Below are 14,247 nucleotides of genomic sequence, written 5' to 3'. Positions count from 1 at the left end.
CGGGGGCCGCGGTTTCAGTCGCCCCGGTCACCCGCCTCGCGCAGGAGGGTGCGCGCCCGCGCCGTGGCGCTGTAGTGGACGAGGCGCCCGGCGCGCGCACGTCGCACCAGGTCGGCGGCCAGCAGGCGGGAGAGGTGGAAGGACACCGTGCCCGGCGTGAGGTGGTGGCGGGCGGCGAGCTCCGTGGTGGTCCGTGGCCGCGTGAGGCTCTCCAGGATCGCCAGACGGGTCACGCCGAGCACCGGGGCGACGTGGACCCGCCGCGTGTCCTCCGGCGCGGCCACCGGAACGACGAGCTGCCCGCCCTGCCGCAGCAGCGGAGAGTGCAGGGCGATGCGGCGCAGGAACCGTGACGGGATCAGCGTGAGGGGAGACGCGCCGCCGACCTCCCCCACGTGCGGGGACGCGATCTCCAGCGCCCCGCCCCGCCACGCCATCGACGAGTGCAGCGCCGCGAGACTGTCCCCGAGCCCGTGGCGCGCCGTCGTACGGGCCTGCCGCTCGACGAAGTCCTCGTACCCGGCGACGAACCCGGCCCAGTGCCCGGCCAGCAGCTCCGACCACAGCAGATGAAGTTCTCCGGCCAGTCGCTCCCGCAGCCCTGACTCGCTCGTCTCGATGCGGGCGCGCACCTGGTCGTCGGCGCCGTCGAGATCCGTGCCCTTCAGCCACGGGCAGCGTCGGCGACGCGCGGTCCCCCCTGCCAGAAAGGCCGTGAACTGCGCCCCGACCTGGCTGGTCCGCGCCGTCGCGACGGCGTGCAACTGCTCTTCGACGCCGGGGAGGAAGCCGCGCGCCGGTGGCGTCAGCAGCTCCGGCAGATACACCGTGAAGCCGCGCGCGACGGCCGCGAGCGTCGGCATCCTGCCGGAGCGCAGCAGCGCGCGGACCCGCGCCACCGACGGATCCCCCGGGGGCGCCTCGGAGGCCGCGACCAGCGCGGCGGCGAGTTCGCCCACCGGGGACACCGCCCAGCGCAGACGGGTGAGCCGCTCGGCCGGCATGTGCACGCGTATCAAGGAACCCCCAGGGGAGCGAGTGAACTGCGTGACGTGCGTGTGGTGCGCGTGGTGCGTGTCGTGAGGTTTTGATTCTGATCGAAAGCCGGGCTTTGGCAAGTGCCAGCGGCCTACGATCCGACCGTCTTGACCGGGGCGCCCAAGGCGGGCGCCCCATCACAACGACAGGGGAGTTCCGATGCCTTTACGGTCACGAGGTCGCGTGCTTGCCACGCTGGGAGCGTCCGTCCTCATCGCGACGATGCCCGCGATGAGCGCTCAGGCCGACGATCAGTCGGCGCAGGCTTACACACAGAAGTGCACGGACATCGGCAACGGAACGCTGTGCATCGACATCACCGGCACGGCCGGTTCGAACGGCGCCATCGGAGTCGGTTACTGGAAGCACGCGGGCGGGGCCGTCGAGGTGCGGGTCGGCTGGCGGAACACCGGCGGCGGCGGTTACAACATGGATGGCACTCACCACTACCTCGGGGCAGGAGGGACCACGGGCACTCGCGTGTGGAACACCTACCTGGCCAAGGAGTGCGTCTACCCCGTCCTGGAAGTGTTCGGGGGCCAGAGCCAGGTGATCCACGGCGAGCAGGCCTGCACACCGGGGTAAGCCGCACCGCCTAGGAGCGGTCCCGCTCGTGGTACGACTGCCGGGTGTGCTCCGTGTGGGTGCGCATGACCTGCGTCGCCTCCTGTTCGTCGCGGGCCGCGATGGCGGCGATCAGCTCGCGGTGCTCGATCCAGGACTGGAGGCCGCGCTGCCGCGCTATGGGCGTGTAGTACCACCGCACCCGGCGGTCCACCTGCGCGGCCAGCTCGGACAGCACCGCGTTCCGCGCGAGGTCCATGACCTTCGCGTGGAACGCGGCGTTGGCCTCGACGACCGCCTCCACATCGTCCTCGGCCACCGCCGCCTCGCCCCGTACGCACAGCTCTTCCAGCGCGGTGATGCCCGCCTTGTCCGCGTTGGCCGCCGCCAGGCGCGCGGCCTCGGCCTCCAGCAGAGTGCGTACGGTCAGCAGCTGGTCGGCCTCCTCCTCGGTGGGCTCGTGCACGAACGCGCCCTGCGCCGGGCGCAGATCGACCCAGCCGTCGGTGTTGAGGCGCTGCAACGCCTCCCGCACGGGCTGCCGTGACACCCCGAGGTGCTGGGCCAGTTCGCTCTCCACGAGGTGCTGGCCCGGCTTCAGCGCGCGAGTGGTGATCAGCTCCAACAACGCGTCGTAGACCCGCTCGCGCAGCGGCCCAGGACGCTCCAGCTTGGGCACGGCGCCTTGCGGCAGTCCCGCTGACAGCATGGACGACTCCCTGACGACTCGACAGCGTGGCTATTGTCTACAGTCTACGGAGTGCACTGTGAAGCACCCTTCACGCCTCCGTGACCCGCTTCACAGCGCGCGGTGCGGTGCGGCGCGTGAACGGTCTGCGTGCTCACCCCGTCGCGAAGCGGGTGAGGACGGCCTGCGGACGTACGCCGGGCAGCGCACGGCAGAAGGCGCGGTAGTACGCCAGCTCCTCCTTGCCGCGCAGCTCCGGCGCACCCTCCGCGTCGCGTGCGGCGGCGAACTCCGCGTCACCGATCCGCTCCTCCCAGCCCGCGCCCAGCACGTCCCGCGCACCGCTCCCCGTACCGAACTCCTCCTTGCGCCGCCACAGCAGCCCCTCCGGCAGCCACCCCGCGAACGCGCGCCGCAGGTGCCCCTTCTCCATGCCGTCCGGCTCCAGGGACTTGACCTCGGCGGGCAGGGACATGGCGTGCCCGATCACTTCCGTATCGAGGAACGGCACCCGCGCCTCCAGCCCGTGCGCCATGGTGACGCGGTCGCAGCGCTGGAGGTTGAGGCCGTGCAACGCGCCCACCGTGCGGCGCAGTTCGCGCTCCAGGGCCGCGGGCTCCGGGTGCGCCTCGTGGTAGTAGCCGTACCCGGCGAACAGCTCGTCGGCGCCCTCTCCCGTCAGCACGGCCTTGACGTGGCGCGCGGCGAGGCGCGCCAGGAACCAGTTGGGCACGGCGCTGCGGATCAGGCTGGCGTCGAAGGACTCGACGCACGCGACCACCGTCTCCAGCGCGGCGACCGCCTCCGCCGGGTCGAGCACCGCCTCGTGGTGCTCGGTGCCCAGGAAGGCGGCGGCCTCGCGCGCGGCCGGCAGATCCGCTGAGCCGGGGGTGCCCACGGCGAAGGTCTTCAGCCGCCGCCCCTCGCGCGCATACGTCTCGGCGGCGACGGCGGCGACCAGGCCGGAGTCGAGCCCGCCGGAGAGGAAGACGCCGACCTCCACGTCCGCCATCAGATGGCGCCGCACGGAGTCGGCGACGACCTCGCGCGTGGCCTTCTCCACGGCCCGCTCCGGCAGGCCCTCCCAGTCCGAACGGTCCGCCGCCGACGCCCGGCTCCCGCGCGGCGGCACCGGCTCCGCGAAGCGGCGCAGCCCCTCCCCCGGCGTCCAGGAGCAGCCGGGCGGGAACGCCTCGGCCGCGTGGCGCACCTCGGGGTCGAAGGCGCGCAGTTCGGAGGCGAAGTGGACGGCGCCCGGCGTGCGGGCCCAGTACAGCGGCTTGATCCCGACCCGGTCGCGCGCCGCGACGAACCGCCCGTCGGGCGCCGCCGCGCACAGCGCCCACATCCCACTCAGCAGGTCCAGTTCCTCCGGGCCCCGCTCGCGGAGCAGGACGAGGGCCGCCTCGGAGTCGGAGGTGGAGGTGAAGTGCTCCTCGCCGAAGGCGGCGCGCAGTTCGGCGTGGCCGTAGATCTCGCCGTTGCAGACGAGGGACCAGCCGTCGTACGGGGGCGGGGACAGGGGCGGGGGCGGGGAGGTCGCGGGCAGCGGCTGGCGGCCCCCGTCGAGGTCCACGATCGACAGCCGACGGTGCCCGAGCCAGGAGCGTGTCCCGCACACGCGCGTACCGCTGTCGTCCGGGCCCCGGTGCGCGAGCCGGTCGAGCATGCGCGTGCCCAGGGCCTCGTCGGGCGCCCCGTGGGCTGCCTCATCGGTCACATGTATCGCGGCGATTCCACACATGGCGCCGACCCTAGGCAGGTGTGATGCCGATCGCGCATCGCGAGTTGCCGCATACGCACGCGACGGGCAGGGTGGGCGCCATGGCGAACGAGAGTCTGAGCAGCGTGCACCGGGCGCTGGACGTGCTGCGCGCCCTGCGTGCGGGGCCGCTGCGGGTGCAGTCCGTCGCGGAAGCGCTGGGCAAGGAGAAGTCGCAGGTCAGCAGGACGTTGAAGGTCCTGGCCGAGGCGGGTTTCGTGGAGCGCGACGCGCGGACGCTGGAGTACCGGATCGGCTGGGAGGTGCTGGCGCTCGCCGCCTCGGCGAGCGGCGACCGCCTGCAACGCGAGGCACCCGGCGTGCTGCGCGGGCTCGTCCACGCCCTGGGCGAGCCCGCCTACCTGACGGTCCTCTCCGCGCACAGCGCCGTCACGGTGCTCACCGAACGGCCCGCGCGCGGCCTTCAGGCACACGAGTGGATCGGCCGCGCCTCCCCGCTCAACTGCACCTCGGCCGGGCGCGCACTGCTGCTGGGCCTGCCAGAGAGCGAGGTGACGGCACTGCTCGGCGCCGACGGACCGGGCGGCGACGAGGGCGGCGGTACGGGCCCGCTGCCCGGTACGGAGCAAGCGCCGCGCTCGGTGGGCGCTGTGCTGGAACGGCTGCGTGCGGAGCGGGCGCTGGGGCACGTGGTGGCCGCCGAGGAGTACGAGCCGGGTCTGGTCGCCGTCGCCGCGCCCGTGCACGACCACCGGGGTGCCGTGGCGGCGGCCGTCAACGTCTCGGCCCCCGTCTTCCGGCTGCCCGCCGAGGCGCTGCCCCGGGTGACCGAGGCGGTCACGGAGGCGGCCCGCAGCCTGTCCGCCGCGCTGAACGGGGCCCGTCCGTGACGGGGGCGGTGACGCGTGGCGGTTGCGGTCACGGGTGGGGGCGGTGCGGGCGGCGGGGCCCCGGATGCGGGCGGGGGGCATCAGGTGCGGCCGGACTCCTCCTGCGCCGCTTCGAGCGTCGGCGAGTCCGCCATCCAGTCCGCCTCGATGACGTGAAAGCCCTCAGCGCGGTACGCCTCGCAGACCCGCACGTCGTCGTCCACGACCACGGCGACCGTACGCTCGGCGGCGAGCCGTCGCAGCAGCGCGGGCTTCGCGACGCGGGCCGGGCGGCGGTCGGCGTTGTCGCGCATCCACAGCTCGCCCGTCGGCAGGCCCTGCGCTTCGAGCCAGCGCACGGTGTCGCGGCGGCAGCGTTCGGGGCGGCCCGTCACATAGCCGAGGTCGCACTCGCGCGCCCACTCCTGGGCGAGTGCGATGCCCGCGGGGAGCGGCGCATCGTCGAGAGCGGCGCGGAAGAAGGCGTTCCAGTCGCGCTTCGGCCCTTTCACGAAGTGCAGCCGGTGCCGGGTGTCCGAGAGGGTGCCGTCCAGATCGAAGACCGCGAGCGCCCTCGCCTCCCCGTCCCGGGCCCGCGAACCCTTCCCTCGCACCACTGGCGTGCCTCCCGACGTCTCCGGTCGCGTACGGGACCAGCCTATGCGCGCACCGGCCAGGCCGCCCGACGCGGCCCCGGTGTCTCTTTCCCGACCCTCCAATCTCCCCTTTTCTCCCCCCTCGTCACCCGCCGGCACCCCTCCCCACCTCATTGTTCAGCTCTGAACCACTAGCCATGGCGGCCCTCATCTCCTTAGCCTTGCGAACCATGACGTCGCCTCCCCCCAACCTCAGCAAGGGCGTGCTCAGCCGCTCTCGCAGTGTCGCCCCAGCAGGCTGGAGCCGCTGGCTGGTACCGCCCGCCGCACTCTCCGTGCATCTCTCCATCGGGCAGGCGTACGCGTGGAGTGTCTTCAAGCCGGCCCTCGAATCGGCCCTCCACCTCTCTGGCACGGCCAGTGCGCTGCCCTTCCAGCTCGGCATCGTGATGCTCGGGCTCTCCGCCGCGTTCGGCGGCACCCTCGTCGAACGCAACGGCCCGCGCTGGGCGATGACCGTCTCGCTCATCTGCTTCTCTTCCGGTTTCCTCCTCGCCGCACTCGGCGCGGCCACCCACCAGTTCTGGCTGGTGGTCTTCGGCTACGGCTTCGTCGGCGGCATCGGACTCGGCATCGGCTACATCTCGCCCGTCTCCACCCTCATCAAGTGGTTCCCCGACCGCCCCGGCATGGCGACCGGCATCGCCATCATGGGCTTCGGCGGCGGGGCGCTGATCGCCTCGCCCTGGTCGTCGCAGATGCTGGAGGGCTTCGGCTCCGACAGCGGCGGCATAGCCACCGCGTTCCTCGTGCACGGGATCGTCTACGCCGTGTTCATGTCGCTGGGCGTCCTGCTCGTGCGGGTGCCACCGGAGGGGTGGCAGCCGCCGAACCGGAAGCCGCAGGAACAGCGCGAGAGCCGCGCGATGGTGACCACGGCACAGGTGTCGGCGCGCAGTGCCGTGCGGACGCCGCAGTTCTGGTGCCTGTGGGTCGTGCTGTGCATGAACGTGACGGCGGGCATAGGCATCCTGGAGAAGGCCGCGCCGATGATCACCGACTTCTTCTCCGGCACCTCCACGCCCGTCTCCGCCTCGGCCGCGGCGGGCTTCGTCGCGCTGCTCTCGCTCGCCAACATGGGTGGCCGCCTCCTGTGGTCCTCCACGTCGGACCTCATCGGGCGCAAGAACATGTACCGGATCTACCTCGGCGTCGGCGCGCTGATGTACCTGGGCATCGAGCGGCTCGGCGACTCCTCCAAGCCGCTGTTCATCGTCTGCGCGCTGGTCATCCTCTCCTTCTACGGCGGCGGGTTCGCCACGATCCCGGCCTACCTGAAGGACCTGTTCGGTACGTACGAGGTCGGCGCGATCCACGGGCGGCTGCTCACCGCCTGGTCGACGGCGGGCGTGCTCGGGCCGCTCATCGTCAACCGCGTCGCGGACGCGCAGGAGGAGACGGGACACAGCGGTCCCGGGCTCTACGGGCTCTCGCTCGCCATCATGATCGGGCTGCTGATCGTCGGCTTCGTCGCCAACGAGCTGGTGCGGCCCGTGCATCCCAGACACCACGTGCGCGACGAGGCATCGGCGCCTGATCCCGCGCCCAGCGCCACCAAGGAGGCCTCCCGATGACGGACGACACCAGCACGCCCAGGTCCAGGACACCACTGGCGGTCGGCGCCTGGCTCTGGGTGGGCGTCCCCCTCGCCTACGGCCTCTACGAACTCATCCGCAAGGCAACCCAGTTGTTCACGGGCTAGGAAGCAGGAACGAGAAACAGCGGCGCGGTGGCCGGGACCCCAGGGTCCCGGCCACCGCGCTGTCAGGAACCCGCCGCACGACTCTTGCCCCCTCTCGCTCCGGATCTGTATACAGTATTCTGTCGCCTATTTGGCGCCTGAGCTCAACCCTCGGTCGGTCCCCCTCAACCGAACGGAGAGCTACACGTGAGAGTCGCAGTCGTCGGCGCCGGTGCGATCGGCGCTTACGTCGGGGCCGCGCTGCACCGCGCGGGAGCCGACGTCCATCTCATCGCCCGTGGACCGCACTTGGCGGCCATGAGGCAGCACGGTGTCCAGGTGCTCAGCCCGCGCGGAGACTTCACCGCACGGGTGCACGCCACCGACGACCCGGCCGCGATCGGCCCCGTCGACTATGTGTTCCTGGGCCTGAAAGCCAACTCGTACGCGGCGTGCGGGCCGCTCGTACACCCCCTTCTCCACGCACACACGGCCGTCGTCGCGGCCCAGAACGGCATCCCCTGGTGGTACTTCCACGGCCTGCGCGGCCCGTACGAGGGCCGCCGCATCGAGAGCGTCGACCCGGACGGCGCGGTCAGCGCCGTCCTGCCGCCGCACCGGGCCATCGGGTGCGTCGTCTACGCGGCCACCGAGCTGCAAGGCCCCGGCGTCGTACGCCACTTGGAGGGCACCCGCTTCTCCATCGGCGAACCGGACCCCGAAGGTTCCGCCGCCGACGGCTCGAAGCGCTGCCACGAGTTCAGCGAGGCCATGCGGGCCGGAGGGCTCAAGTGCCCCGTCGAGCCCGACGTGCGCAACGACATCTGGATCAAGCTGCTCGGCAACATCGCCTTCAACCCGCTCAGCGCGCTGTCCCGCGCGACGATGGCCCAGATCTGCCGCCACGACGACACCAGGGCACTGGTGACCACGATGATGCGCGAGACGCTCGCGGTCGCCGAGGCGGTGGGCTGCCGCCCCGACGTCTCCGTCGAGCGGCGGCTGGCGGGGGCCGAGCGGGTCGGCGAGCACAAGACCTCCACCCTCCAGGACCTGGAGCGGGGCAAGCCGCTCGAGCTGGACGTGCTGCTCGCCGCCGTGGTCGAACTCGCCGCGCTGACCGGCACCCGGGTGCCGAAGCTCTGCGCGATCCACGCCGTCACCGACCTGCTCGCCCGGACCCTCCGGAGCGCAGCGTGAGGAGCGCACCATGAGGAAACGCGACCGCACCCCCGGGGCCTCCAAGGATCCCAGGGGCCCCCGGCAGTACACCCGGCTGACCACACCGCTCGTGCGGGACACCAAGGAAGGCGAGTTCCGCCGCGCGAGCTGGGAGGAGGCGCTGACGCGCGCGGCCGACGGCTTCCGCGCCGTACGGGACACGTACGGGCCGAACGCCTTCGGGATGTTCTCGTGCGCGCGGGCCACGAACGAGATGAACTACGTCGCGCAGAAGTTCACCCGCGTCGTCATGGGCACCAACAACGTGGACTCCTGCAACCGCACCTGTCACGCGCCCAGCGTCGCGGGGCTCACAGCGGCGCTGGGCTCGGGCGGCGGCACCTCCTCCTACCAGGAGGTGGAGACGACGGACCTCATCGTCATGTGGGGTTCCAACGCCCGCTTCGCTCACCCGATCTTCTTCCAGCACGTGCTGCGCGGCATCCGCAACGGCGCCCGCATGTACGCGGTGGATCCGCGCCGCACCTCGACCGCCGAGTGGGCCGAGAGCTGGCTCGGCCCGAACGTCGGCACCGACATCCCCCTCGCGCACGCCGTGGGGCGCGAGATCATCCATTCCGGGCTGGCCAACCGCGCGTTCATCGAGCGCGCGACCACCGGCTTCGACGCGTACGCCGCCGAGGTCGAGCCCTGGACGCTCAGCGCCGCCGAGAAGGTGACCGGGGTTCCGGCGGAGGCCATCCGCGATCTGGCGCACACCTACGCCACCGCCGAGCGGGCCCAGTTGTGCTGGACCCTGGGCATCACCGAGCACCACAACGGCACCGACAACGTCCGCGCCCTCATCAACCTCGCCCTGCTCACCGGGCACGTGGGCCGCCACGGCTCGGGCCTCCAGCCGCTGCGGGGACAGAACAACGTGCAGGGCGGCGGCGACATGGGCGCCATCCCCAACCGCTTCCCCGGCTTCCAGGACATCCTCGACCCGGCCACACGCGAGAAGTTCGAGACGTTCTGGGACACCACCATCCAGCCCCGCTACGGGCTCAACCTCACCGACATGTTCGAGGCCATGGAGTCGCGGGAGCTGCGCGCCGTCTACTGCATCGGTGAGAACCCGGCGCAGTCCGAGGCCGACAGCGAGCAGGCGGTGGAGCGGCTGCGGCGCCTGGACCACCTGGTGGTGCAGGACATCTTCCTGACGAAGACCGCCGAGCTGGCCGACGTCGTGCTGCCCGCCACCGCCGCCTGGTGCGAGACGGACGGCACGACGACGAACAGCGAGCGCCGTGTCCAGCGCGTACGCAAGGCGGTCAGCCCGCCCGGCGAGGCGCGCGAGGACATCGACATCATCTGCGAGCTGGCCGGACTGCTGGGCCACGACTGGAAGTTCGCGGACGCGGAGGCCGTCTGGGACGAGCTGCGCTCCCTCTCCCCCGACCACTTCGGGATGACGTACGAGCGGCTGGCCGAGCACCAGGGCATCCAGTGGCCCTGCCCCAGCACCGAGCGGATCGAGCCCAGCTTCCTGCACGGGCGGCTGTGGGAGCGGGAACCGGCGCGGCACGGAACGCTCGCCGCGTTCGGCATCGTCCACCACGATCCGCCGGTCGACCTGACCGACGAGGAGTTCCCGCTGCGGCTGACGACCGGGCGCAGGCTGGACTCGTACAACACCGGTGTGCAGAGCGGGAGTTTCGCCTCCCCGATGCGGCGCGGCGAGTACGTCGAGCTGAGCCCGGAGGACGCGGATCGCTTTGACGTCGCCCCGGAGGAGAGGGTGCGGGTGGCCTCGCGGCGGGGCGAGGTGGTCGCGCCCGTGTGGATCGACCCGGGGCTGCGCCCGGGGCTGGCGTTCATGACCATGCACTTTCCGGACGAGGTCGACACCAACACACTCACGATCGAGGCCAACTGCCCCATCGCGGGCACGGCCGAGTTCAAGGCGTCGGCGATCCGGATCGAGAAGCTGCCCGTCCCGGCCGTGAGGAGCTGAGACCCCCGATGGATCTGCACTTCGGTGACAGCAAGCCGACGGACGAGGAACGGGAGGCCGTCGACGCGCTGCTCGGCCCGCCCAAGTCCGCCTGGGAGGGCGCGGACGACCGCAGCGACGCGGATCTGCGCTGGGCGCGCGGCGGCAGGGAAGCACGCGAGCGCCGCGATCTGCTGCTGCCGGGGCTGCACGCGCTCAACGACCGCGTCGGCTGGATCAGCGAGGGCGGGCTCGACTACCTGTGCCGCCGTCTGACGGTGCCCCCGGCCGAGGCGTACGGGGTGGCCACGTTCTACGCGATGTTCTCGCTGAAGCCGCGCCCCGCGACGGTGCTGCACGTGTGCACGGACCTCGCGTGCGCCGGGAGCGGTTCGGCCGCGCTCTGCGACGGCCTGGAGCGGCGTCTCGGCCCCGCGGGCACCCCGGCCGGGGGCGCGGTCTGGCAGCCCAGCCCCTGCCTGGGCCTGTGCGAGCGTGCCCCGGCGGCGCTGGCGGTACGGGCCGGTGCGGGCTCGCCATCGGCACCGCACACCGACGCCGCCGCAGCGGCCGGGGACACCCGCACACGTCACGCCGCGCCGGTCGGGGGCGCCACCTCACCGGACACGCAGACTCCCGCACCCGCCAGGGACGCCACCTCACCGGACACGCAGACTCCCGCACCCGCCAGGGACGACACCTCACCGGGCGCGGAGGCTGTCGCACCCGCCACGAGTGGCCCCGTCCTGGCCGGGGACGGCGCCGTGCCGGTGGCGGCCGGGCCCCGGTACGCCACCGCCGTCCTCGCGCCCGCCACGGCCGAGGCCGTCGCCGACGCCGCGCGGGATCCGGGCGCGGCCCCCGCCGAGCCCTCGCCTGGCTCGGCCGTCCCGCAGGCGGGCGGCCCCGGGCTGACCCTCCTGCGCCGGATCGGCGTCGCCGACCCGGCCTCGCTCGACGACTACCGCGCACACGGCGGCTACCAGGCACTGCGCCGTGCCTTCGCACTCGGCCCGGCCGGGGTCATCAGGGAGGTGACCGACTCCGGGCTGCTCGGCAGGGGCGGCGCCGCCTTCCCGACGGGCCGCAAGTGGCAGGCCACGGCATCGCAGCCGGACCGCCCGCACTACGTGGTGTGCAACGCGGACGAGAGCGAGCCGGGCACGTTCAAGGACCGGGTGCTGATGGAGGGCGACCCGTACGCGCTGATCGAGGCGATGACCGTCGCCGGGTACGCGACGGGAGCCCACCTCGGCTACATCTATCTGCGCGGCGAGTACCCGCGCGCCCTGCGCCGCCTGGCGCACGCACTCGCGCAGGCCCGCGCCCGCGGGCTGCTGGGCCCCGACGTGCTGGGCCAGGGCTACGCCTTCGACATCGAGATCCGGCGCGGCGCGGGCGCGTACATCTGCGGCGAGGAGACCGCGCTGTTCAACTCCATCGAGGGACAGCGCGGCGAGCCCCGCAGCAAGCCGCCGTTCCCCGTCGAGAAGGGCCTGTTCGGGAAGCCGACGACGGCCAACAACGTCGAGACCCTCGTCAACGTCCTCACCGTGCTGGAGCTGGGCGCCGAGGCGTACGCCGCGATCGGCACGGGCACGTCCACGGGCCCGAAGCTGTTCTGCGTGTCGGGGAGCGTGGCCCGGCCCGGGGTCTACGAGCTGCCGTTCGGCGCCACGCTGCGCGAGCTGCTGGAGCTGGCGGGCGCGGCTGAGGGGCTGCGGGCCGTGCTGCTCGGCGGCGCGGCGGGCGGCTTCGTCGGCCCCGACGAGCTGGATGTGCCGCTCACCTTCGAGGGCACCCGCGAGGCGGGCACCACGCTCGGCTCGGGCGTCGTACTGGCCATGGACGACACGGTGCCGCTGCCGCGCATCCTGCTGCGCATCGCGGAGTTCTTCCGCGACGAGTCCTGCGGCCAGTGTGTGCCCTGCCGCGTCGGCACCGTACGCCAGGAGGAGGCGCTGCACCGGCTGCTGGAGCGCAGGGGCGCCGAGGCGGCCGACGACATCGCGCTGCTGCGCGAGGTGGGCACCGCCATGCGGGACGCCTCGATCTGCGGCCTGGGCCAGACCGCGTGGAACGCCGTGGAGTCCGCCATCGACCGTTTGGGAGCCTACGCATGACCGCCGTACCGCTTCAGCCCCCGCGCCGCCTCGTCGAGTTCTCGCTGGACGGGGAGAGCGTGCGCGTGCCCGAGGGCTCGACGATCCTGGACGCGTGCCGTGCCGAGGGCAAGGACGTGCCGACACTGTGCCAGGGCGACACACTGACGCCGAAGAACGCGTGCCGGGTGTGCGTGGTGGAGGTCGAGGGGGCCAGGACGCTGGCGCCCGCGTGCTCGCGCCGTGCCGAGGAGGGCATGGAGGTCCGCACGGACACCGAGCGGGCCCGGCACAGCCGCAAGGTGGTGCTGGAGCTGCTCGCGTCCTCGACCGACCTGTCCACGACGCCGAGGGCCGCCGAGTGGATCGAGGAGTACGGCGCCGAGCCGGACCGCTTCGGCCCGGAGGCCGCCACCCTCGCCGAGGAACCGAAGATCGACAACGATCTGTATGTGCGCGACTACGACAAGTGCATCCTCTGCTACAAGTGCGTCGACGCCTGCGGTGACCAGTGGCAGAACACCTTCGCCATCGCCGTCGCCGGGCGCGGCTTCGACGCGCGCATCTCCACCGAGCACGACGCACCCCTCACCGACTCCGCCTGTGTCTACTGCGGCAACTGCATCGAGGTGTGCCCGACGGGAGCGCTGAGCTTCAAGAGCGAGTTCGACATGCGTGAGGCGGGTACATGGGACGAGGAACGGCAGACGGAGACGACGACCGTATGTGCTTACTGCGGTGTGGGCTGCAACCTCACGCTCCACGTGCAGGACAATGACATAGTCAAGGTCACCTCACCGCACGACAACCCGGTGACCCACGGCAACCTCTGCATCAAGGGCCGGTTCGGCTATCAGCACGTACAGACTCGGGAGTGAACGCCCATGGGACGGGTCACCGAGCGACGGCGGGTCACCCGCGTACGCGACGGGGTGGTCAGCAGCCGCCCCGACACCCTCGTCGCCGAGGAGCCCCTGGAGATCCGGCTGAACGGGAAACCGCTCGCCATCACCATGCGCACCCCGGGCGACGACTTCGCACTGGCCGCTGGCTTCCTCGTCAGTGAGGGTGTGCTCGGCTCGGCCGACGAGCTGCGCAACATCGTCTACTGCGCGGGCGCGACGGAGGACGGGCACAACACGTACAACGTCGTCGACGTCCAGCTCGCGCCCGGCGTCCCGCTCCCGGACATCGCCCTGGAGCGCAACGTCTACACCACCTCCTCCTGCGGCCTGTGCGGCAAGGCCAGCCTGGACGCGGTGCGGACCACCGCGCGCTGGGCCATCGAGGACCTCCCCGAAGCCCCGGTCCGGCTGGAGCCCGACGTCCTGTCCCGCCTCCCCGACCGGCTCAGGGCGGCGCAGCGGGTCTTCGACCGGACCGGGGGCCTGCACGCGGCGGCGCTGTTCTCGCCCGAGGGGGAACTGCTCGACATAAGGGAGGACGTGGGCCGCCACAACGCCGTCGACAAGCTGGTGGGCCGGGCACTCCAGCAGGGCCGCCTCCCGCTGCGGGACGTGGTGCTGATGGTCTCGGGCCGCGCCTCCTTCGAGCTGGCCCAGAAAGCGGTGATGGCCGGCATCCCGGCGCTCACCGCCGTCTCCGCGCCCTCCTCGCTCGCGGTGGACCTGGCGGCCGAGACGGGGCTGACGCTGGTCGGCTTCCTGCGGGGCACCTCCATGAACGTGTACGCGGGCGAGCACCGGCTAGCCCTGCGCACAGCGGCCGGCCGGGCTTGACGGTCCGCCCGCTGCACGGGATACGGGTCC

General features: G+C 72.4%; 13 protein-coding genes. 9 read left to right on the top strand and 4 right to left on the bottom strand.

From position 1 onward, the window contains the following. Positions 1-14: 14 nt before the first annotated feature. Complete coding sequence (locus ACWGJ2_RS00600; RefSeq protein WP_453343944.1) at positions 15-1,004, bottom strand: winged helix-turn-helix domain-containing protein; 990 nt, start codon at positions 1,002-1,004, stop codon at positions 15-17. Positions 1,005-1,269: 265 nt separating this feature from the next. Between ACWGJ2_RS00600 and ACWGJ2_RS00595 the strand changes: the two genes are divergently transcribed. After that, complete coding sequence (locus ACWGJ2_RS00595) at positions 1,270-1,623, top strand: hypothetical protein (protein ID WP_453343697.1); 354 nt, start codon at positions 1,270-1,272, stop codon at positions 1,621-1,623. 10 nt (positions 1,624-1,633) lie between these two features. On the opposite strand, the gene ACWGJ2_RS00590 is transcribed toward ACWGJ2_RS00595, so the two are convergent. Then, the gene (locus ACWGJ2_RS00590; RefSeq protein WP_453343696.1) at positions 1,634-2,311 is read right to left on the bottom strand and encodes a GntR family transcriptional regulator; all 678 of its coding nucleotides are present in this window, start codon (positions 2,309-2,311) and stop codon (positions 1,634-1,636) included. 133 nt (positions 2,312-2,444) lie between these two features. Next, positions 2,445-4,034: an asparagine synthase (glutamine-hydrolyzing) gene (gene asnB, locus ACWGJ2_RS00585; protein WP_453343695.1), complete on the bottom strand. Its 1,590-nt coding sequence runs from the start codon at positions 4,032-4,034 to the stop codon at positions 2,445-2,447. Between the two features lie 23 nt (positions 4,035-4,057). Between asnB and ACWGJ2_RS00580 the strand changes: the two genes are divergently transcribed. Continuing rightward, positions 4,058-4,903: an IclR family transcriptional regulator gene (locus tag ACWGJ2_RS00580; protein WP_453343694.1), complete on the top strand. Its 846-nt coding sequence runs from the start codon at positions 4,058-4,060 to the stop codon at positions 4,901-4,903. Positions 4,904-4,983: 80 nt separating this feature from the next. Here ACWGJ2_RS00580 and ACWGJ2_RS00575 read toward each other — a convergent pair whose 3' ends face one another. After that, the gene (locus ACWGJ2_RS00575; RefSeq protein WP_453343943.1) at positions 4,984-5,496 is read right to left on the bottom strand and encodes a phosphatase domain-containing protein; all 513 of its coding nucleotides are present in this window, start codon (positions 5,494-5,496) and stop codon (positions 4,984-4,986) included. Between the two features lie 212 nt (positions 5,497-5,708). Here ACWGJ2_RS00575 and ACWGJ2_RS00570 point away from each other — a divergent pair, with 212 nt between their 5' ends. From ACWGJ2_RS00570 to fdhD, 7 genes are all read left to right on the top strand, one after another. Further along, positions 5,709-7,112 carry an L-lactate MFS transporter gene (locus ACWGJ2_RS00570; RefSeq protein ID WP_453343693.1) on the top strand — a complete coding sequence of 468 codons (1,404 nt, stop codon included), beginning with the start codon at positions 5,709-5,711 and terminating at the stop codon, positions 7,110-7,112. Further along, positions 7,109-7,240: an MFS transporter small subunit gene (locus tag ACWGJ2_RS00565; protein WP_453343692.1), complete on the top strand. Its 132-nt coding sequence runs from the start codon at positions 7,109-7,111 to the stop codon at positions 7,238-7,240. The genes ACWGJ2_RS00570 and ACWGJ2_RS00565 overlap by 4 nt, the downstream gene beginning before the upstream one ends. 186 nt (positions 7,241-7,426) lie before the next feature. Continuing rightward, the gene (locus tag ACWGJ2_RS00560; RefSeq protein ID WP_453343691.1) at positions 7,427-8,419 is read left to right on the top strand and encodes a 2-dehydropantoate 2-reductase; all 993 of its coding nucleotides are present in this window, start codon (positions 7,427-7,429) and stop codon (positions 8,417-8,419) included. Positions 8,420-8,429: 10 nt separating this feature from the next. Then, positions 8,430-10,397, top strand: coding sequence for a molybdopterin oxidoreductase family protein (locus tag ACWGJ2_RS00555; protein WP_453343690.1), 1,968 nt, complete (start codon positions 8,430-8,432; stop codon positions 10,395-10,397). A gap of 8 nt (positions 10,398-10,405) precedes the next feature. Further along, positions 10,406-12,499: an NAD(P)H-dependent oxidoreductase subunit E gene (locus ACWGJ2_RS00550; protein WP_453343689.1), complete on the top strand. Its 2,094-nt coding sequence runs from the start codon at positions 10,406-10,408 to the stop codon at positions 12,497-12,499. After that, positions 12,496-13,356, top strand: coding sequence for a 2Fe-2S iron-sulfur cluster-binding protein (locus tag ACWGJ2_RS00545; protein ID WP_453343688.1), 861 nt, complete (start codon positions 12,496-12,498; stop codon positions 13,354-13,356). Before ACWGJ2_RS00550 ends, ACWGJ2_RS00545 begins: the two co-directional genes overlap by 4 nt. Positions 13,357-13,362: 6 nt before the next feature. Further along, positions 13,363-14,217, top strand: a complete 855-nt coding sequence (gene fdhD / locus ACWGJ2_RS00540; RefSeq protein ID WP_453343687.1) for a formate dehydrogenase accessory sulfurtransferase FdhD — start codon at positions 13,363-13,365, stop codon at positions 14,215-14,217. Positions 14,218-14,247 lie beyond the last annotated feature (30 nt).

This window comes from Streptomyces sp. NPDC054796 (genome assembly GCF_053611545.1).
This window is presented reverse-complemented; position numbering and strand designations above follow the sequence as displayed.

What these genes read in the sequence shown, in the direction of transcription:
- asnB (WP_453343695.1), bottom strand. Translation starts at nt 4,034, where the DNA reads ATGTGTGGAATCGCCGCGATACATGTGACCGATGAGGCAGCCCACGGG.
- ACWGJ2_RS00580 (WP_453343694.1), top strand. Translation starts at nt 4,058, where the DNA reads ATGCCGATCGCGCATCGCGAGTTGCCGCATACGCACGCGACGGGCAGG.
- ACWGJ2_RS00590 (WP_453343696.1), bottom strand. Translation starts at nt 2,311, where the DNA reads ATGCTGTCAGCGGGACTGCCGCAAGGCGCCGTGCCCAAGCTGGAGCGT.
- ACWGJ2_RS00570 (WP_453343693.1), top strand. Translation starts at nt 5,709, where the DNA reads ATGACGTCGCCTCCCCCCAACCTCAGCAAGGGCGTGCTCAGCCGCTCT.
- ACWGJ2_RS00555 (WP_453343690.1), top strand. Translation starts at nt 8,430, where the DNA reads ATGAGGAAACGCGACCGCACCCCCGGGGCCTCCAAGGATCCCAGGGGC.
- ACWGJ2_RS00595 (WP_453343697.1), top strand. Translation starts at nt 1,270, where the DNA reads ATGAGCGCTCAGGCCGACGATCAGTCGGCGCAGGCTTACACACAGAAG.
- ACWGJ2_RS00550 (WP_453343689.1), top strand. Translation starts at nt 10,406, where the DNA reads ATGGATCTGCACTTCGGTGACAGCAAGCCGACGGACGAGGAACGGGAG.
- fdhD (WP_453343687.1), top strand. Translation starts at nt 13,363, where the DNA reads ATGGGACGGGTCACCGAGCGACGGCGGGTCACCCGCGTACGCGACGGG.
- ACWGJ2_RS00600 (WP_453343944.1), bottom strand. Translation starts at nt 1,004, where the DNA reads ATGCCGGCCGAGCGGCTCACCCGTCTGCGCTGGGCGGTGTCCCCGGTG.
- ACWGJ2_RS00565 (WP_453343692.1), top strand. Translation starts at nt 7,109, where the DNA reads ATGACGGACGACACCAGCACGCCCAGGTCCAGGACACCACTGGCGGTC.
- ACWGJ2_RS00545 (WP_453343688.1), top strand. Translation starts at nt 12,496, where the DNA reads ATGACCGCCGTACCGCTTCAGCCCCCGCGCCGCCTCGTCGAGTTCTCG.